The organism is Sinorhizobium sp. GQ132 (assembly GCF_059758575.1).
The window spans coordinates 1-18,931 of record NZ_JCAXDX010000027.1; the positions used below are offsets into that span (position 1 = coordinate 1).

Below are 18,931 nucleotides of genomic sequence, written 5' to 3' on the forward strand. Positions count from 1 at the left end.
TGTCGGCGCAGGCATCGTCGCCTCCATCGTCGAGTAATTCCGGTCGGACCGGACTTCGAACCCCGCGGGCAACCGCGGGGTTTTTCTTTTTGGCCGTTTACCAATCAACTTTTGAAGCGCGAGGCGATCTCTTTCGCGTGTGATGTCTGCAACAGTGCTTGCATAGTCCCGCACGCATCGCCCGAATATCACGGGACCTTGCCGCCGGTCCGTGTTACCTTCCGGTCCTGACGATTTGCCGAATGCGACCTACAGCGCCGCGCGTTTTAGGCGCGAAAAGACCGCTTAAGCGCTTGAATTGCAGCATGTTTGTCCATCAACTCCGATTGGCGGAAATATGCAGCAGGATCGGAAGCCAATGAAAAGACGTATTCCCACGCGGCTTGCCGCGGCTGGCATCGTTTTGATCTGCGTCGGGAAGTCCCCGCAATTTGCCTCGGCCGCCGATGACCGCCCGCTTATCTGGTCGCCTTCCAAGACCGGAGCCAACTCCTACAAGTTCCGGTTCGGCGTTCGCCGGACGGGCCGGTGGAGCACGTCCGCCGGTGCCGAAGTCTCGATGGACGCCACGCGCTTTGGCAAGATCAATCCACCCGGCGCGCCGGTCCGCCTCTGGGGAACGGCTTCGCGCGGAAGCGGGCGAGGGGCGGTCACGCGTTCCTCTCAGGTCAGCGTGGACTACAATGCTTTGCGAGGGGCCGGCAACTTCGGCGCCGGTACCGCGCGCAGTTGGATCGTCACGCCCACGCTCGATGCGGAGGTCCACCGGAGCATCGCTATCCAATGCAACGTCTATGAGAGCCGGTGCAGCGAACCGAGGCTCACTCAATCCGCCAAGCTCGTGTCTCCCGCAAGCCGAACGTCCCTTACCGTGCAGAGCCAGGTATCGCGTGACGGCGTCAGCGGTGTGAGCCGGATTGGGGTGGAACAGAATTTCGGAAATCTGCGCCTCGGCGCGGCCGTCGCCGATCCGTTGATGGCGCCGCGCAGCGTGGTCGATGTCCGCTACAGTCTGAAGTGGTGAATCGGAAGGAACACTCGGCGCCACGCACGATCGATCTTGCGCAAGGGCGCAAAGTACCTAACCTACAGAGCGGCGCATACAGCAAAGTCGCTGCAGCACGTCTTCTTCTGCGTGGGGATATATCATGAAAAAGCGAATTCTGTTTACCGGCGGCTCGGGAAAGGCCGGGCGGCACGCCGTGCCCTACCTCATCGAGGCCGGCTATGAGGTGCACAACGTCGATCTCGTGCCGCTCGACAGCCCCGGCGTCACCAATCTGATCGCCGACATCACCGACAGCGGCCAGATGTTCAATGCGCTGTCGATGCACCGGGACTTCCCCGATCTCGACCAGGGCATGCAGCCCTTCGACGCCGTCGTGCATTTCGCGGCCATTCCGCGCATTCTCATCAAGCCCGACAACGAAACCTTCCGGGTCAACGTGATGGGTACCTACAACGTCATCGAGGCGGCGGTGAAGCTCGGCATCCGAAAGATCATCGTCGCTTCCAGCGAGACGACCTATGGCGTCTGCTTTGCGGAGGGGCACCGGGACTTCCATCATTTTCCTCTCGAAGAGGATTACGACGTCGATCCGATGGATTCCTACGGGCTCTCCAAGGTGGTGAACGAGAAGACGGCGAGGGCCTTCGCCGAGCGCTCCGGCTTCGATATTTACGCTTTGCGCATCGGCAACGTGATCGAGCCGCATGAATATGCGGACTTCCCGCATTATTTTGCCCATCCGGAGATCCGCAAAAGGATCGCCTGGAGCTATATCGATGCCCGTGACCTCGGCCAGATCGTGAAGCTTTGCGTTGAGAAGGACGGTCTCGGCTTCGCGATATTCAACGCCGCGAACGACACGGTATCGGCCAACACGCCTTCGCGTGAACTGGCCAGGCAGTTCTATCCAAATGTTCCCTTCACGCGCGAGATCGGCGAGTTCGAAGGGCTGCTTTCCAATCGCAAGATCCGCGAGGTACTCGGTTTCAAGGAAGAGCACGATTGGCGGAGATATGTACGGCTGAACGAGTAGATCGCGATGAGTTGAGGCGCGTGTAGCGGGCGGACTGCCGCTCACGCTTTCCTCGTCCTTCCAAGCGTCGCAGCATCCGTTCGGGCACCCGCGGAGAGGGCGGCTGAAATTTTGTTGATTCTTTTTTCTCTTTTGCTGCGAATGCGCTTGAAAGCGTCCGGCAAACTGAATATTAAGCCGCTGACTTGGGATGCAGCCGGTTCGGTTGCGTCGCGGCACCGTAGGGGTATAGCTCAGTTGGTAGAGCGGCGGTCTCCAAAACCGCAGGTCGGGGGTTCGAGCCCCTCTGCCCCTGCCATTCTCCCGATCCTGCCGTGTTGGGATGCGTGGGGAAGGCGGCTTTGCCGTCTTTGTATATTCACAAAAAAGGCTGATTGGCTCTTGTGGTTTTCGTAATCGGTCTTTATGTAGGGTCCAAACAGACACGCGGTGCGTGGGGCTGACATGTCGGCTTTACGCGCCGTAATGGCGTGAGCATTATATGGCATCCAAAACAAATCCATTTGCGTTTCTGCAGCAGGTGCGCGCTGAAACGTCGAAAGTGACTTGGCCTTCGCGGCGCGAGACGACGATCTCGACGCTGATGGTTTTCGTCATGGTCTCTTTTGCCGCCGCCTTTTTCTTTGGTGCGGACCAGTTGCTGGGTTGGGTAATGAGCCTGATCCTCAACGTTGGCGCTTGATTGGGTGGAGAGTAGCATGGCCGCGCGCTGGTATATTGTTCACGCCTATTCGAATTTTGAAAAGAAGGTCGCCGAATCGATCGAGGAGAAGGCCAAGCAGAAGGGCCTCACCCATCTCTTCGAGAAGATTCTCGTCCCGACCGAGAAGGTGGTCGAGGTACGTCGCGGGCGCAAAGTCGATGCGGAGCGGAAGTTCTTTCCGGGTTATGTCCTCGTTCGCGCCGATCTGACCGACGAGGCCTATCACCTTATCAAGAACACGCCGAAAGTGACCGGTTTCCTTGGTACGGACAGCAAGCCGGTGCCGATTCCGGATCACGAGGCCGACCGTATTCTCGGTCAGGTGCAGGACGGAGTCGAGCGCCCGAAGCCTTCGGTCTCCTTCGAGATCGGCGAGCAGGTCCGCGTTTCCGACGGCCCGTTCGCATCGTTCAACGGCACCGTTCAGGATGTCGATGAAGAGCGGTCGCGCTTGAAGGTCGAGGTGTCGATCTTTGGCCGCGCGACGCCTGTCGAGCTGGAATACGGCCAGGTCGAAAAGGTCTGATTAGCGTAAGCGAATACGAATGGGCAGGCCGATTTATCGGCTTGTTCGGCGGAGCGATCCGCATCGCGTGGGAGGTTTCCGACCTTAAGCCGGGTCGGTTCATCCGCACCACGCAACCGCAGCCGCCGGTCGATCGATCGGCAAATGGCCGGGCAACCGGCTGATGAGCTCCCTTTTCGGCCTCGCCGCAAGGGAGCAGTGAAAGGCAGAGAGAAATGGCTAAGAAAGTTGCAGGCCAGCTCAAGCTGCAGGTGAAGGCCGGCTCGGCGAATCCGTCGCCGCCGATCGGTCCTGCGCTTGGTCAGCGTGGCATTAACATCATGGAATTCTGCAAGGCGTTCAACGCCGCCACGCAGGAAATGGAAAAGGGTATGCCGATCCCGGTCGTCATCACCTATTACCAGGACAAGTCCTTCACATTCGTCATGAAGCAGCCGCCTGTCAGCTACTTCCTGAAGCGCGAAGCGAAGGTCCAGGCGGGCTCCAAGACCCCGGGCAAGGCCAAGGCCGGCTCGATCTCCAAGGCTCAGATCCGCACGATCGCAGAGGCCAAGATGAAGGACCTCAACGCGGCCGATATCGAAGGCGCAATGGCGATGGTTGAGGGCTCGGCCCGCTCCATGGGCCTGGAAGTGACGGGCTAAGACCATGGCGAAGATTGCAAAGCGTGTACAGAAGTCCCGCGAGGGCATCGATCCGGCGAAGCTCTATGGCCTTACCGAGGCCGTAACGCTGGTCAAGGAGCGTGCGACGGCCAAGTTCGACGAAACGATCGAAGTCGCTATGAACCTCGGCGTCGATCCGCGCCATGCCGACCAGATGGTCCGCGGTGTGGTCAATCTGCCGAACGGCACCGGCCGGTCGGTTCGCGTCGCCGTTTTCGCCCGTGGCGCGAAGGCTGACGAAGCCAAGGCTGCCGGCGCCGACGTCGTCGGTGCAGAAGAGCTCGTCGAAATCGTACAGGGCGGCAAGATCGACTTCGATCGCTGCATCGCGACCCCCGACATGATGCCGCTCGTCGGCCGTCTGGGTAAGGTTCTCGGCCCGCGTGGCATGATGCCGAACCCGAAGGTCGGCACCGTCACCATGGACGTCGCCGGAGCAGTCAAGGCTTCGAAGGGCGGCGCCGTCGAGTTCCGCGTTGAGAAGGCGGGTATCGTTCACGCCGGCATCGGCAAGGCTTCTTTCGATGCCAAGGCGCTCGAAGAAAACATCCGTGCCTTCGCAGATGCCGTGATCAAGGCAAAGCCGACCGGCGCCAAGGGCAACTACGTCAAGCGCGTGGCTGTTTCTTCGACGATGGGCCCCGGCCTCAAGGTCGACCCGGCAACGATCAGCGCTGCCTGATTGATGATTTGACGGGCTGCGGCCCGTAACCAGATTTCCGGCCTTTCGGGGCCGGAAATTCCGGGCCTACCGCCCGGAACTCCTGTCCGAGATTGCGGGTGGTTTTACCTTAATCACCTAGCCCGCATGAGACGGGTAAGATCTGAATTTCACGAAGACGCGGACGCGTCGGAATTCGGTTCGAACCTCGCTTGCCTTGTGTCAGACCCGGCTTTCCGGGAACGCCAAGGGACAGGATCCTCAAGCGTTGCTTGGGATCGAGAATGATCCCGGGTGACAAAGGCAAACCCGGCAGGGCTGCGATGAGCAACCCTGCCAACTGGAGACAGACAGTGGAAAGAGCGGAAAAACGCGAATTCGTCACGGAGCTGAACGAAGTCTTCAAGGCTTCCGGTTCGGTTGTCGTGGCCCACTATGCTGGTGTCACAGTCGCGCAGATGAACGACTTCCGTTCGAAGATGCGCGCTGCTGGCGGCACCGTCAGAGTCGCGAAAAACCGCCTGGCCAAGATCGCTCTTCAGGGCACGGAGTCTGAAGGGATGATCGATCTCTTCAAGGGTCAGACGCTGATCGCTTTCAGCGAAGACCCCGTAACGGCTCCGAAGGTCGTCGTGGATTTCGCCAAGACCAACGACAAGCTCGTTGTTCTGGGCGGCGCCATGGGGGCAACCACGCTCAACGCTGAAGGTGTCAAGTCGCTTGCGACCCTGCCTTCTCTCGACGAGCTGCGCGCGAAGCTGCTGGGCCTTCTCAACGCCCCGGCAACCCGCGTCGCGACGGTTGTCGCAGCACCGGCAAGCCAGCTTGCCCGCGTGTTCTCGGCCTATGCCAAGAAGGACGAAGCCGCCTGAGGCGGAATTTCGCTGTTGTATTTAAAACCAGTTCGAACCGAACAAAAGGAAAAGTAAAATGGCTGATCTCGCAAAGATCGTTGAAGACCTCTCCTCGCTGACCGTCCTGGAAGCTGCTGAGCTTTCCAAGCTTCTCGAAGAAAAGTGGGGCGTTTCCGCCGCTGCTCCGGTAGCCGTTGCTGCTGCCGGTGGCGCTGCTGGCGCTGCTGCTCCGGCTGAAGAAGAAAAGACCGAGTTCGACGTCATCCTGACGGATGCCGGCGCGAACAAGATCAACGTCATCAAGGAAGTCCGCGCCATCACCGGCCTCGGCCTCAAGGAAGCCAAGGACCTGGTCGAAGGCGCTCCGAAGGCTGTCAAGGAAGCCGTTTCCAAGGCGGAAGCTGCTGACCTCAAGAAGAAGCTCGAAGACGCTGGCGCGAAGGTCGACGTCAAGTAATTCGACGAAATGCGAAAGGGAGGTGGCCTTCGTGGCCGCCTCTCTTTGACCGTTTTTAGAACATATTACCCAAAAGCCTGTCGAAAACGGCTTTTGGGTAATGGGTTCTTCAAGAGGATGGTCTCCATCGAAGGACAGCACAGCATTCCGCGCTGGCGTCTTTCGAATGCTGGACGAGATTGAACTACCCATTGATTGACGGGGTCGACTGGCCATCGGTTCCCGTCCGTTGCAGGCCCGGATGCAAGATTGACAAGGAGCGACGATGGCTCAGACCCTTTCGTTTAACGGTCGTAGGCGCGTACGCAAGTTTTTTGGTAAAATTCCCGAAGTCGCGGAGATGCCGAACCTCATCGAGGTTCAGAAGGCGTCTTACGACCAGTTCCTCATGGTCGACGAGCCCCAAGGCGGGCGGCCGGATGAGGGGCTTCAAGCCGTTTTCAAATCGGTATTTCCAATCAAGGATTTTTCCGGCGCTTCGATGCTTGAATTCGTTTCCTACGAATTCGAGGCACCGAAGTTCGACGTCGAGGAGTGCCGTCAGCGCGACCTGACCTATGCGGCGCCGCTCAAGGTGACGCTGCGGCTGATCGTGTTCGATATCGACGAGGACACCGGCGCCAAGTCGATCAAGGATATCAAGGAACAGAACGTCTATATGGGCGACATGCCGCTCATGACGGACAACGGTACCTTCATCGTCAACGGCACGGAGCGCGTCATCGTCTCGCAGATGCACCGTTCGCCGGGTGTCTTCTTTGACCATGACAAGGGCAAGAGCCACTCGTCCGGCAAGCTGCTCTTCGCCGCGCGCGTGATCCCCTATCGCGGCTCGTGGCTCGACATCGAATTCGACGCCAAGGACATCGTCCATGCGCGCATCGACCGCCGCCGCAAGATTCCGGTGACCTCGCTGCTGATGGCGCTCGGAATGGACGGCGAGGAAATCCTCGACACCTTCTACACGAAGTCGCTCTACCAGCGCGACGGCGAGGGCTGGCGCGTGCCGTTCCAGCCGGATGCGCTCAAGGGCCAGAAGACACTGTCAGACATGATCGACGCCGATACCGGCGAGGTCGTCGTCGAGAGCGGCAAGAAGCTGACCCCGCGCCTGCTCCGGCAGTTGCAGGAAAAGGGCCTGAAGGCACTCAAGGCGACCGACGACGATCTCTACGGCAACTATCTCGCCGAGGACGTCGTCAACTTCGAGACCGGCGAGATCTATCTCGAGGCCGGTGACGAGATCGACGAGAAGACGCTTCCGGTCATCCTTTCCGCCGGCTTCGATGAGATCCCGGTGCTCGACATCGACCACATCAATATCGGCGCCTATATCCGCAACACGCTTTCGGCCGACAAGAACGAGAACCGTCAGGACGCGCTGTTCGACATCTACCGCGTCATGCGTCCGGGTGAGCCGCCGACCATGGATTCGGCCGAAGCCATGTTCAATGCGCTCTTCTTCGATGCGGAGCGCTACGACCTCTCGGCCGTCGGCCGCGTGAAGATGAACATGCGCCTCGATCTGGACGTTCCGGACACGGTTCGCACGCTGCGCAAGGAAGACATCCTGGCCGTGGTCAAGATGCTCGTGGAGCTGCGTGACGGCAAGGGCGAGATCGACGACATCGACAATCTCGGCAACCGTCGCGTCCGCTCGGTCGGCGAGTTGATGGAGAACCAGTATCGCCTGGGTCTCCTGCGCATGGAACGTGCGATCAAGGAACGCATGTCCTCGATCGAGATCGACACCGTGATGCCGCAGGACCTGATCAACGCGAAGCCGGCTGCCGCGGCCGTTCGCGAATTCTTCGGCTCCTCGCAGCTGTCGCAGTTCATGGACCAGGTGAACCCGCTTTCGGAAATCACCCATAAGCGCCGTCTTTCGGCACTGGGTCCGGGCGGTCTGACCCGCGAGCGCGCCGGCTTCGAAGTGCGCGACGTGCATCCGACGCATTACGGCCGTATCTGCCCGATCGAGACGCCGGAAGGCCCGAACATCGGTCTGATCAACTCGCTTGCGACCTTCGCCCGCGTCAACAAGTACGGCTTCATCGAGAGCCCGTACCGCAAGATCGTGGACGGCAAGGTGACGAACGACGTCGTCTATCTGTCGGCGATGGAAGAAGCCAAGTATCACGTTGCACAGGCAAACTCGGTTCTAGACGACGACGGCTCCTTCTCCGAAGAATTCGTCGTTTGCCGCCACGCCGGCGAAGTCATGCTGGCACCGCGCGACAATATCAACCTGATGGACGTTTCGCCGAAGCAGCTCGTCTCGGTCGCGGCCGCGCTCATTCCGTTCCTCGAGAACGATGACGCCAACCGCGCGCTGATGGGCTCGAACATGCAGCGTCAGGCCGTGCCGCTGCTGCGTGCGGAAGCTCCCTTCGTCGGTACCGGCATGGAGCCGGTCGTCGCGCGCGACTCCGGTGCTGCGATCGCTGCCCGCCGCGGCGGTATCGTCGACCAGGTGGACGCGACCCGTATCGTTATCCGCGCCACCGAAGACCTGGATCCGTCCAAGTCGGGCGTCGATATCTACCGCCTGCAGAAGTTCCAGCGCTCCAACCAGAACACCTGCGTCAACCAGCGCCCGCTCGTCACTGTCGGTGACGTGATCAACAAGGGCGATATCATCGCGGACGGTCCGTCGACGGACCTCGGCGATCTGGCGCTCGGCCGCAACGCGCTCGTCGCGTTCATGCCGTGGAACGGCTACAACTACGAAGACTCGATCCTGCTCTCCGAGCGGATCGTGCGTGACGACGTCTTCACCTCGATCCACATCGAGGAATTCGAAGTGATGGCGCGCGACACCAAGCTTGGTCCGGAAGAAATCACCCGCGACATTCCGAACGTTTCGGAAGAAGCGCTGAAGAACCTGGACGAAGCCGGTATCGTGTACATCGGCGCCGAAGTTCAGCCGGGCGACATCCTCGTCGGCAAGATCACGCCGAAGGGCGAGAGCCCGATGACGCCGGAAGAAAAGCTTCTGCGCGCCATCTTCGGCGAGAAGGCGTCGGACGTTCGCGACACGTCGATGCGCATGCCGCCGGGCACCTTCGGCACGGTCGTAGAAGTGCGCGTCTTCAACCGCCATGGCGTCGAGAAGGACGAGCGCGCGATGGCGATCGAGCGCGAGGAAATCGAGCGGCTTGCGAAGGACCGCGACGACGAACAGGCGATCCTCGACCGCAACGTCTATGCGCGTCTGGTCGACATGCTTCGCGGCCACGTCGCCGTTGCCGGTCCGAAGGGCTTCAAGAAGGGCACCGAGCTCTCCAACGTCGTCATCAGTGAATATCCCCGCTCGCAGTGGTGGATGTTCGCTATCGAGGACGAGAAGGCTCAGGGCGAGATCGAAGCACTTCGCGCACAGTACGACGAATCCAAGTCGCGCCTTGAACAGCGCTTCATGGACAAGGTCGAGAAGGTTCAGCGCGGCGATGAGATGCCTCCGGGCGTCATGAAGATGGTCAAGGTCTTCGTCGCCGTGAAGCGCAAGATCCAGCCGGGTGACAAGATGGCCGGCCGCCACGGCAACAAGGGTGTCGTGTCGCGGATCGTCCCGATCGAAGACATGCCGTTCCTCGAAGACGGTACGCATGTCGACGTGGTTCTGAACCCTCTGGGCGTGCCGTCGCGCATGAATGTCGGCCAGATCCTCGAGACCCATCTCGGTTGGGCTTGCGCCGGCATGGGCAAGAAGATCGGAGCGATGCTCGATGCATATAAGGCGGGCGCTGACATTCAGCCGCTGCGCGATACCATCGACAGCGTCATCGGATCTGGCCCGAAGGGCGAGCCGATCAAGCAGTACGACGATGAATCGATCGTTCGGCTTGCCGAGCAGACCCGCCGCGGCGTTTCGATCGCGACACCGGTCTTCGACGGTGCTGTCGAAGCGGACGTCAACGAGATGCTGGAGCAGGCTGGCCTGAAGGTGACCGGTCAGTCGACGCTCTATGACGGCCGGACCGGCGAGACTTTCGATCGCCAGGTGACCGTGGGCTACATCTACATGCTGAAGCTCAACCACCTGGTCGACGACAAGATCCACGCCCGTTCGATCGGTCCTTACTCGCTCGTTACCCAGCAGCCGCTGGGCGGCAAGGCGCAGTTCGGCGGTCAGCGCTTCGGCGAAATGGAGGTCTGGGCTCTGGAAGCCTATGGTGCCGCCTACACGCTGCAGGAAATGCTGACGGTCAAGTCGGACGACGTGGCCGGCCGCACCAAGGTCTACGAGGCGATCGTCCGCGGCGACGATACCTTCGAAGCGGGTATTCCGGAGAGCTTCAACGTTCTCGTCAAGGAAATGCGCTCCCTGGGTCTTTCGGTCGAGCTGGAGAATTCCAAGGTCGATGACGTCGGTAGCACGGCGCAACTGCCGGACGCGGCGGAGTAAGAGTCATCAGGTGCGTGCCGCTAAGCGGCGCGCACCGTTTCCGCCGTCGGGCACCTGATTGTCCGCGGCAGGAAAAGGGCCGCACCCGATGCGGTTTTAGCTGTTTATGGGGCAGGGGTCGGCGCCCGGGATTGCCGGCACCCTCGCCAAGCTCAGGGCTTAAATGCCCGCAAAGGAGACAGGCATGAACCAAGAGGTCATGAATCTTTTCAATCCGCAGGTGCCTGCACAGACCTTCGATTCCATCCGGATTTCGATAGCGTCCCCGGAGAAGATTCTTTCCTGGTCTTACGGTGAGATCAAGAAGCCGGAGACGATTAACTACCGTACCTTCAAGCCGGAACGCGACGGTCTTTTCTGCGCCCGCATCTTTGGTCCGATCAAGGACTACGAGTGCCTGTGCGGCAAGTACAAGCGCATGAAGTACAAGGGCATCATCTGCGAAAAGTGCGGCGTCGAAGTCACGCTGTCGCGCGTTCGCCGCGAGCGCATGGGCCATATCGAGCTCGCCGCGCCGGTTGCTCACATCTGGTTCCTGAAGTCGCTGCCGAGCCGCATCGCAACGCTGCTCGACATGACGCTCAAGGATATCGAACGCGTTCTCTATTTCGAGAACTACATCGTCACCGAGCCGGGTCTGACGTCGCTCAAGGAAAATCAGCTCCTGAGCGAAGAAGAATACATGATCGCGGTCGACGAGTTCGGTGAGGACCAGTTCACCGCAATGATCGGCGCCGAAGCGATCTACGAGATGCTCGCATCGATGAATCTCGAGAAGATCGCGGGTGATCTGCGTTCGGAGATGGCCGAGACGACGTCCGATCTGAAGCAGAAGAAGCTGATGAAGCGACTGAAGATCGTCGAGAACTTCATGGAATCCGGCAATCGTCCGGAATGGATGATCATGAAGGTGGTTCCGGTGATCCCGCCGGACCTGCGTCCGCTCGTGCCGCTTGACGGCGGCCGGTTCGCGACGTCGGACCTCAACGATCTCTATCGCCGCGTCATCAACCGCAACAACCGCCTGAAGCGGCTGATCGAGCTGCGTGCGCCGGGCATCATCATCCGCAACGAAAAGCGGATGCTGCAGGAATCCGTGGACGCGCTGTTCGACAACGGCCGCCGCGGCCGCGTCATCACGGGTGCGAACAAGCGTCCGCTGAAGTCGCTCTCCGACATGCTCAAGGGCAAGCAGGGCCGCTTCCGTCAGAACCTGCTCGGCAAGCGCGTCGACTATTCCGGCCGTTCGGTCATCGTGACCGGTCCGGAACTCAAGCTGCACCAGTGCGGCCTGCCGAAGAAGATGGCGCTCGAGCTCTTCAAGCCGTTCATCTACGCCCGCCTCGACGCCAAGGGTTACTCCTCGACCGTCAAGCAGGCGAAGAAGCTGGTCGAGAAGGAAAAGCCGGAAGTCTGGGATATCCTCGACGAGGTCATCCGCGAGCACCCGGTCCTTCTGAACCGCGCGCCGACCCTGCACCGCCTGGGCATCCAGGCCTTCGAGCCGATCCTGGTCGAAGGCAAGGCGATCCAGCTGCACCCGCTCGTCTGCACGGCCTTCAACGCCGACTTCGACGGCGACCAGATGGCCGTTCACGTGCCGCTGTCGCTCGAAGCACAGCTCGAAGCACGCGTGCTGATGATGTCGACGAACAACATCCTGCATCCGGCAAACGGTGCCCCGATCATCGTGCCGTCGCAGGACATGGTTCTCGGCCTCTATTATCTCTCGATCATGAACCAGAACGAGCCGGGCGAAGGCATGGCCTTCTCCGACATGGGCGAATTGCACCATGCGCTGGAGACCAAGGCCGTCACCCTGCACGCCAAGATCCGTGGCCGTTACAAGACCGTCGATGCCGAGGGCAACCCGGTTTCGAAGATCTATGAAACGACGCCTGGCCGCATGATCATCGGCGAACTCCTGCCGAAGAACCCGAACGTCCCCTTCGAAATCTGCAACCAGGAAATGACCAAGAAGAACATCTCCAAGATGATCGACACGGTCTATCGCCATTGCGGTCAGAAGGACACGGTCATCTTCTGCGACCGGATCATGCAGCTCGGCTTCTCGCATGCCTGCCGCGCCGGCATTTCGTTCGGCAAGGACGACATGGTCATTCCGGACACGAAGGTGAAGATCGTCGGCGACACCGAAGCGCTCGTGAAGGAATACGAGCAGCAGTACAATGACGGCCTCATCACCCAGGGCGAAAAGTACAACAAGGTCGTCGACGCCTGGGGCAAGGCGACCGAGAAGGTCGCCGAAGAGATGATGGCGCGCATCAAGGCCGTCGAGTTCGACGACAGCGGCCGCCAGAAGCCGATGAACTCGATCTACATGATGTCGCACTCGGGCGCCCGCGGTTCGCCGAACCAGATGCGTCAGCTTGGCGGCATGCGCGGCCTCATGGCAAAGCCCTCGGGCGAGATCATCGAAACGCCGATCATCTCGAACTTCAAGGAAGGCCTGACCGTGAACGAGTACTTCAACTCGACGCACGGTGCCCGTAAGGGTCTCGCCGACACCGCCTTGAAGACTGCGAACTCCGGTTACCTGACCCGTCGTCTCGTCGACGTGGCACAGGACTGCATCGTCACGCATACGGATTGCGGCACCGACAAGGGCCTCACCATGACTGCGATCGTCGATGCCGGTCAGGTCGTGGCCTCGATCGGCCAGCGTATCCTCGGCCGTACGGCGCTCGACAACATCGACAACCCGGTCACCGGTGAACGCATCGTCGATGCCGGCAAGATGATTCTCGAGCCGGACGTCGTCGCGATCGAAAAGGCCGGTATCCAGTCCGTCCGCATTCGTTCGGCACTGACCTGCGAAATCCAGACCGGCGTCTGCGGCGTTTGCTACGGCCGGGACCTCGCCCGCGGTACGCCTGTCAACATGGGCGAAGCCGTCGGCGTCATCGCGGCTCAGTCGATCGGCGAGCCGGGCACGCAGCTGACCATGCGTACGTTCCACCTTGGTGGTACGGCAACGGTGGTTGACCAGTCGTTCCTGGAAGCCTCTTATGAGGGCACGGTTCAGATCAAGAACCGCAACATGCTGCGCAACTCCGATGGCGTACTCGTCGCCATGGGCCGCAACATGGCGATCCAGATCCTCGACGAACGCGGTGTCGAGCGCTCCTCGCAGCGCGTTGCCTACGGTTCGAAGATCTTCGTCGACGATGGCGATAAGGTGAAGCGCGGACAGCGTTTCGCCGAATGGGATCCCTACACCCGTCCGATGATGACGGAAGTGGAAGGTACCGTTCACTTCGAAGACGTGGTCGACGGCATCTCGGTTCTGGAATCGACCGACGAGTCGACCGGCATCACCAAGCGTCAGGTTATCGACTGGCGTTCGACGCCACGCGGTACCGACCTGAAGCCGGCGATCGTCATCAAGGACAAGAATGGCAATATCGCCAAGCTTGCCCGCGGCGGCGAAGCCCGCTTCATGCTCTCGGTCGACGCGATCCTTTCGGTCGAGCCGGGACAGAAGGTCAGCCAGGGCGACGTTCTTGCCCGTTCGCCGCTCGAAAGCGCCAAGACCAAGGACATCACCGGTGGTCTGCCGCGTGTTGCCGAACTGTTCGAGGCACGTCGTCCGAAGGATCACGCCATCATCGCGGAGATCGATGGAACGATCCGTTTCGGCCGCGATTACAAGAACAAGCGTCGCGTGATGATCGAGCCGGCGGAAGACGGTGTCGAACCGGTCGAATACCTGATCCCGAAGGGCAAGCCCTTCCATCTTCAGGATGGCGACTACATCGAGAAGGGCGACTACATCCTCGACGGCAATCCGGCACCGCACGACATCCTGGCGATCAAGGGCGTGGAAGCACTTGCTTCCTATCTCGTGAACGAAATCCAGGAAGTCTACCGACTGCAGGGCGTTGTCATCAACGACAAGCACATCGAGGTGATCGTCCGGCAGATGCTTCAGAAGGTCGAAATCACCGACGCCGGTGACTCGACCTATATCGTCGGCGACAACGTCGACCGCATCGAGCTCGAGGACGTCAACGACTCTCTGCTTGCCGAAGGCAAGAAGCCCGCCTTTGGCGAGCCGGTGCTGCTGGGTATCACCAAGGCATCGCTGCAGACGCCGTCCTTCATCTCGGCCGCTTCGTTCCAGGAGACCACCAAGGTCCTCACCGAAGCTGCGGTCGCAGGCAAGACGGACAATCTGCAGGGTCTCAAGGAGAACGTCATTGTCGGCCGTCTCATCCCGGCCGGTACGGGCGGAACGATGACGCAGATCCGCCGCATCGCTACGGCCCGCGACGAGTTGATTCTCGAAGAGCGCCGCAAGGGCACCGGTGCGGAAAGCGCCACGCCGATGCTCGCCGACATGGCAAACGATCCCGCCGCGGCAGAATAAGCAAAAAAGGGGAGGGTATCTGCCCTCCCTGGCGAAACGATAAAGCCGCCCGGAGCGATCCGGGCGGCTTTTTCAGGTCGATGTGTTTGCCGTCGATGCGGCTCCAGATGCCGCGCGATCTCTCAACCGAAGCGAATGATGGCGACTTCGCCCTCGAGGGCGCCCTGATAGGCGGAAGCGTGCGGCTCCTCGTCCGGTATGCCGTCTAAGGTGCCGATCTGGTCGAGATCGGCTTCAAGGAAGCCTTCCTCGGCGAGTGCGTTCAGCGCCTCGCGCACGGCCGTATCGTCATCGGGTGCCCGCAGCATCACATGGATGTCGACGCCCTCGGCATCGCCGTCGGTCTCGTAGGCCTTGCCGATAACGATGAAGATCAGCGGTTCGTCGGGTGCGTTGTCGTTATCCGGTGTGACAGACATGGAAACATCCTCTTTGAAGAATAGTAACGGGCGATCGCGTTTCTTTTAAGTCGAAAGAGGCCGAAACCGGCGCGATCGATTCTCAAGCGTTGAGACGCGGGATGCGGGGAAACCGGATACACTTTGCCTCATCCTGCTCTACTGCATATTGCGCCAGACCGAAACCCGTTCCACGAATCGTACGATGGCCCGAAACATTTTTGGTCAGGGATGACGTCGAGCAGGATATCGGGCAGGGCGCGACTCGCGGTCGTGGAAAACGACAGAAAGAGGTTGCTGATTCCTTAAGTGGGAACGACTATGCGACGACACGGGCCGGCGTTCGGCCGGACCTAGGGCACGGCAAGCGCGCAAAGCCTTGTTTCTCGGGCATATCAGGGCTGCAACGCCCAGATATTTCTTAATTGCCCTTGACGGATCGCCCCGAAATCAGTACACCCCGCCGCATCAGAGCCCATGTGAGGCTGGCTGGTTCGGAACGACGCGTTCTGGAGTTCGCCTCAAACAAGGTTCAAAACGCACGCTGACGACATAATGCTGCACGCAAGACGCGCGAAATAGTGCGTCCTCTGCTTTTTGTGGGGCCATCTGCGAAAAAGCGGATCGGCCCTCGTTTTGCGCATTTCATAGGCGTTCGTTGTTGCCGGCGACGGCAAGCGATCCGCCCGAAAGGGTAACGAGACAAGTTTTTGTAAGGGATGGTTAGATGCCTACCGTAAACCAGCTGATCCGCAAGCCGCGTCAGGCACAGGTAAAGCGCAACAAGGTTCCTGCACTGCAGGAGAACCCGCAGAAGCGCGGCGTTTGCACCCGCGTCTACACGACGACCCCGAAGAAGCCGAACTCGGCTCTCCGTAAGGTCGCCAAGATCCGTCTGACGAATGGCTTCGAAGTGATCGGCTACATTCCGGGTGAAGGCCACAACCTTCAGGAGCACTCCGTGGTCATGATCCGCGGCGGCCGCGTGAAGGACCTTCCGGGTGTTCGTTACCACATCATCCGCGGCGTTCTCGATACGCAGGGTGTGAAGAACCGTAAGCAGCGCCGCTCGAAGTACGGCGCGAAGCGTCCGAAATAACATCGCAACCGGCGCCATTTCGCTGGTCATAAGATTTAAAGTTGAGAGACGAGAAGTATGTCCCGACGTCACAGAGCAGAAAAGCGTGAGATCAACCCGGATCCGAAGTTCGGTGATCTGGTCGTCACGAAGTTCATGAACGCAATCATGCTGCACGGCAAGAAGTCCGTTGCGGAAAGCATCGTCTACGGTGCGTTCGATGCGGTCCAGTCGAAGCTGAAGCAGGAGCCGGTCGCCGTGTTCCATTCCGCGCTCGACAACATCGCTCCGCATGTCGAAGTGCGTTCGCGCCGCGTCGGTGGTGCTACCTACCAGGTGCCGGTCGACGTTCGTCCGGAGCGCCGTCAGGCTCTCGCTATCCGCTGGCTGATCGCAGCTGCCCGTAAGCGCAATGAAACGACCATGGTCGATCGCCTGTGCGGCGAACTCATGGACGCGGCGAACAATCGCGGCAGCGCAGTGAAGAAGCGCGAAGACACCCACAAGATGGCTGATGCCAACCGTGCGTTCTCGCACTACCGCTGGTAATCAGAACAGGTTCCGAAAGGCAGTCTCTCATGGCTCGCGAATATAAAATCGAAGACTACCGAAACTTCGGTATCATGGCGCACATCGACGCCGGCAAGACGACGACGACCGAGCGTATCCTCTACTACACCGGCAAGTCCCACAAGATCGGCGAAGTCCATGACGGCGCCGCGACGATGGACTGGATGGAGCAGGAGCAGGAGCGCGGCATCACGATCACGTCTGCTGCGACGACCACCTTCTGGAAGGGTCGCGACGGCAAGACGCGGCGCTTCAACATCATCGACACTCCCGGCCACGTCGACTTCACCATCGAAGTCGAGCGCTCGCTGCGCGTTCTCGACGGTGCGATCGCGCTTCTCGACGCCAACGCCGGTGTCGAGCCGCAGACGGAAACCGTCTGGCGCCAGGCCGAGAAGTATCATGTTCCGCGCATGATCTTCTGCAACAAGATGGACAAGACCGGTGCGGACTTCTACCGCTCGGTCGAGATGATCAAGACGCGCCTCGGCGCGACGGCCGTCGTTATGCAGCTGCCGATCGGCGCTGAAAGCGACTTCAAGGGTGTTGTCGACCTGATCGAGATGAATGCTCTCGTATGGCGCGACGAATCGCTCGGCGCCCAGTGGGACGTCGTCGAAATCCCGGCCGACATGAAGGAAAAGGCGGAAGAATACCGCGAAAAGCTGATCGAGACGGTTGTCGAGATCGACGAAGCGGCAATGGAAGCCTACCTGGAAGGTACCTATCCGGATAACGACAAGATCCGTGAACTGGTCCGTCGCGGTACGATCGACGTCAAGTTCCACCCCATGTTCTGCGGCACCGCCTTCAAGAACAAGGGCGTTCAGCCTCTGCTCGACGCCGTTGTCGATTACCTGCCGTCGCCGATCGACATTCCAGCGATCAAGGGTATCGACGTCAAGACCGAGGGCGAGATCACCCGTAAGGCCGACGACAACGAGCCGCTTTCGATGCTGGCGTTCAAGATCATGAACGACCCCTTCGTCGGTTCGCTGACCTTCGCGCGCATCTATTCCGGCAAGCTCGAAAAGGGCACGTCGGTGATGAACACGGTCAAGGAAAAGCGCGAGCGCGTCGGCCGCATGCTGCAGATGCATTCCAACTCGCGTGAAGACATCGAAGAAGCCTTCGCGGGCGACATCGTTGCTCTGGCCGGCCTCAAGGAAACCACCACGGGCGATACGCTTTGCGATCCGCTGAAGCCGGTTATCCTCGAGCGCATGGAATTCCCGGAGCCGGTCATCCAGATCGCGATCGAGCCGAAGACCAAGGGCGACCAGGAAAAGATGGGCCTCGCGCTCAACCGCCTGGCTGCCGAGGATCCGTCCTTCCGCGTCAAGACCGACGAGGAATCCGGCCAGACGATCATCGCCGGCATGGGCGAACTTCACCTGGACATCATCGTCGACCGCATGCGTCGCGAGTTCAAGGTCGAAGCTTCGGTCGGTGCTCCGCAGGTTGCCTACCGCGAGACCATTACGCGCAAGCACGAGGAAGATTACACGCACAAGAAGCAGTCCGGTGGTACCGGCCAGTTCGCGCGCGTCAAGATCGTCTTCGAACCGAACCCGGAAGGCGAAGACTTCGCATTCGAATCGAAGATTGTCGGTGGTGCTGTTCCGAAGGAATATATCCCCGGCGTTCAGAAGGGTATCGAAAGCGTCCTGTCCTCGGGTCCGCTCGCGGGCTTCCCGATGCTCGGCGTCAAGGCGACGCTGATCGACGGTGCGTTCCACGACGTCGACTCGTCGGTCCTGGCCTTCGAAATCGCTTCCCGTGCATGCTTCCGTGAAGCCGCGAAGAAGGCTGGAGCTCAGCTCCTCGAGCCGATCATGAAGGTCGAGGTCGTGACGCCGGAAGATTACGTCGGTGACGTTATCGGTGACCTGAACTCTCGCCGTGGCCAGATCCAGGGTCAGGAAGCACGCGGCGTCGCCGTGGTGATCAATGCCCACGTGCCGCTCGCGAACATGTTCAAGTACGTGGACAACCTGCGCTCGATGTCGCAGGGCCGCGCTCAGTACACGATGCTGTTCGATCACTACGCGCCGGTTCCGTCGAACGTCGCGCAGGAAATCCAGGCGAAATATTCCGGTCAGAAGTGACCGGAATAGCCTCGCGCTGAAACAGAATGAAAAGATTTCCCCTCTAGGGGACAGGAAACGGAGAGCCGGAA

General features: G+C 60.2%; 14 protein-coding genes and 1 tRNA gene. 14 read left to right on the forward strand and 1 reads right to left on the reverse strand.

The genetic code is table 11. The features are described from left to right. Nucleotides 1–358: 358 nt before the first annotated feature. The 11 genes from AC6CIG_RS29035 (at nt 359) to rpoC (ending at nt 14,706) form a co-directional block, all read left to right on the forward strand. Complete coding sequence (locus AC6CIG_RS29035; RefSeq protein WP_437409486.1) at nt 359–1,024, forward strand: hypothetical protein; 666 nt, start codon at nt 359–361, stop codon at nt 1,022–1,024. Nucleotides 1,025–1,148: 124 nt separating this feature from the next. Next, a complete protein-coding gene (locus tag AC6CIG_RS29040) occupies nt 1,149–2,042 on the forward strand; it encodes an NAD-dependent epimerase/dehydratase family protein (protein WP_018099702.1) in 894 nt (297 codons plus the stop codon). A gap of 222 nt (nt 2,043–2,264) precedes the next feature. Beyond that, a tRNA-Trp gene (locus tag AC6CIG_RS29045) sits at nt 2,265–2,340 on the forward strand. A gap of 183 nt (nt 2,341–2,523) precedes the next feature. Further along, nucleotides 2,524–2,724 carry a preprotein translocase subunit SecE gene (gene secE / locus AC6CIG_RS29050; protein ID WP_003536180.1) on the forward strand — a complete coding sequence of 67 codons (201 nt, stop codon included), beginning with the start codon at nt 2,524–2,526 and terminating at the stop codon, nt 2,722–2,724. 16 nt (nt 2,725–2,740) lie between these two features. Next, on the forward strand, nt 2,741–3,271 hold the full coding sequence (nusG, locus tag AC6CIG_RS29055) for a transcription termination/antitermination protein NusG (protein ID WP_003536182.1): 531 nt from the start codon (nt 2,741–2,743) through the stop codon (nt 3,269–3,271). Between the two features lie 215 nt (nt 3,272–3,486). After that, nucleotides 3,487–3,915: a 50S ribosomal protein L11 gene (gene rplK / locus AC6CIG_RS29060; protein ID WP_018099703.1), complete on the forward strand. Its 429-nt coding sequence runs from the start codon at nt 3,487–3,489 to the stop codon at nt 3,913–3,915. 4 nt (nt 3,916–3,919) lie between these two features. Then, complete coding sequence (gene rplA / locus AC6CIG_RS29065; RefSeq protein ID WP_018099704.1) at nt 3,920–4,618, forward strand: 50S ribosomal protein L1; 699 nt, start codon at nt 3,920–3,922, stop codon at nt 4,616–4,618. A gap of 332 nt (nt 4,619–4,950) precedes the next feature. Further along, nucleotides 4,951–5,469, forward strand: a complete 519-nt coding sequence (rplJ, locus tag AC6CIG_RS29070) for a 50S ribosomal protein L10 (protein ID WP_026169172.1) — start codon at nt 4,951–4,953, stop codon at nt 5,467–5,469. 58 nt (nt 5,470–5,527) lie between these two features. After that, entirely contained in the window at nt 5,528–5,908 is a 381-nt protein-coding gene (gene rplL / locus AC6CIG_RS29075) for a 50S ribosomal protein L7/L12 (protein WP_014328058.1), read from the forward strand. A 265-nt stretch (nt 5,909–6,173) separates the two neighbouring features. Continuing rightward, entirely contained in the window at nt 6,174–10,316 is a 4,143-nt protein-coding gene (gene rpoB, locus AC6CIG_RS29080; RefSeq protein WP_018099706.1) for a DNA-directed RNA polymerase subunit beta, read from the forward strand. A gap of 184 nt (nt 10,317–10,500) precedes the next feature. Next, nucleotides 10,501–14,706, forward strand: a complete 4,206-nt coding sequence (gene rpoC, locus AC6CIG_RS29085) for a DNA-directed RNA polymerase subunit beta' (protein ID WP_018099707.1) — start codon at nt 10,501–10,503, stop codon at nt 14,704–14,706. A 122-nt stretch (nt 14,707–14,828) separates the two neighbouring features. Here the strand turns inward: rpoC and AC6CIG_RS29090 are convergent, their stop codons facing one another. Continuing rightward, nucleotides 14,829–15,125 carry a hypothetical protein gene (locus tag AC6CIG_RS29090; RefSeq protein ID WP_010969192.1) on the reverse strand — a complete coding sequence of 99 codons (297 nt, stop codon included), beginning with the start codon at nt 15,123–15,125 and terminating at the stop codon, nt 14,829–14,831. A gap of 706 nt (nt 15,126–15,831) precedes the next feature. On the opposite strand from AC6CIG_RS29090, the gene rpsL reads away from it, so the two are divergent. The 3 genes from rpsL to fusA are packed head-to-tail and all read left to right on the forward strand — an operon-like array spanning nt 15,832 to nt 18,860. After that, nucleotides 15,832–16,203, forward strand: coding sequence for a 30S ribosomal protein S12 (gene rpsL / locus AC6CIG_RS29095; protein ID WP_003507760.1), 372 nt, complete (start codon nt 15,832–15,834; stop codon nt 16,201–16,203). A gap of 57 nt (nt 16,204–16,260) precedes the next feature. After that, complete coding sequence (rpsG, locus tag AC6CIG_RS29100; protein ID WP_003536198.1) at nt 16,261–16,731, forward strand: 30S ribosomal protein S7; 471 nt, start codon at nt 16,261–16,263, stop codon at nt 16,729–16,731. Nucleotides 16,732–16,760: 29 nt separating this feature from the next. Beyond that, the gene (fusA, locus tag AC6CIG_RS29105; RefSeq protein ID WP_018099708.1) at nt 16,761–18,860 is read left to right on the forward strand and encodes an elongation factor G; all 2,100 of its coding nucleotides are present in this window, start codon (nt 16,761–16,763) and stop codon (nt 18,858–18,860) included. Nucleotides 18,861–18,931: the final 71 nt, after the last annotated feature.

Excerpts from the sequence above, each read along its gene's own strand:
- AC6CIG_RS29035 (WP_437409486.1), top strand. The coding sequence starts at position 359 with ATGAAAAGACGTATTCCCACGCGGCTTGCCGCGGCTGGCATCGTTTTG.
- fusA (WP_018099708.1), top strand. The coding sequence starts at position 16,761 with ATGGCTCGCGAATATAAAATCGAAGACTACCGAAACTTCGGTATCATG.
- rplA (WP_018099704.1), top strand. The coding sequence starts at position 3,920 with ATGGCGAAGATTGCAAAGCGTGTACAGAAGTCCCGCGAGGGCATCGAT.
- nusG (WP_003536182.1), top strand. The coding sequence starts at position 2,741 with ATGGCCGCGCGCTGGTATATTGTTCACGCCTATTCGAATTTTGAAAAG.
- AC6CIG_RS29040 (WP_018099702.1), top strand. The coding sequence starts at position 1,149 with ATGAAAAAGCGAATTCTGTTTACCGGCGGCTCGGGAAAGGCCGGGCGG.
- rplL (WP_014328058.1), top strand. The coding sequence starts at position 5,528 with ATGGCTGATCTCGCAAAGATCGTTGAAGACCTCTCCTCGCTGACCGTC.
- rpsG (WP_003536198.1), top strand. The coding sequence starts at position 16,261 with ATGTCCCGACGTCACAGAGCAGAAAAGCGTGAGATCAACCCGGATCCG.
- secE (WP_003536180.1), top strand. The coding sequence starts at position 2,524 with ATGGCATCCAAAACAAATCCATTTGCGTTTCTGCAGCAGGTGCGCGCT.
- rpoB (WP_018099706.1), top strand. The coding sequence starts at position 6,174 with ATGGCTCAGACCCTTTCGTTTAACGGTCGTAGGCGCGTACGCAAGTTT.
- rpoC (WP_018099707.1), top strand. The coding sequence starts at position 10,501 with ATGAACCAAGAGGTCATGAATCTTTTCAATCCGCAGGTGCCTGCACAG.
- rpsL (WP_003507760.1), top strand. The coding sequence starts at position 15,832 with ATGCCTACCGTAAACCAGCTGATCCGCAAGCCGCGTCAGGCACAGGTA.
- AC6CIG_RS29090 (WP_010969192.1), bottom strand. The coding sequence starts at position 15,125 with ATGTCTGTCACACCGGATAACGACAACGCACCCGACGAACCGCTGATC.
- rplK (WP_018099703.1), top strand. The coding sequence starts at position 3,487 with ATGGCTAAGAAAGTTGCAGGCCAGCTCAAGCTGCAGGTGAAGGCCGGC.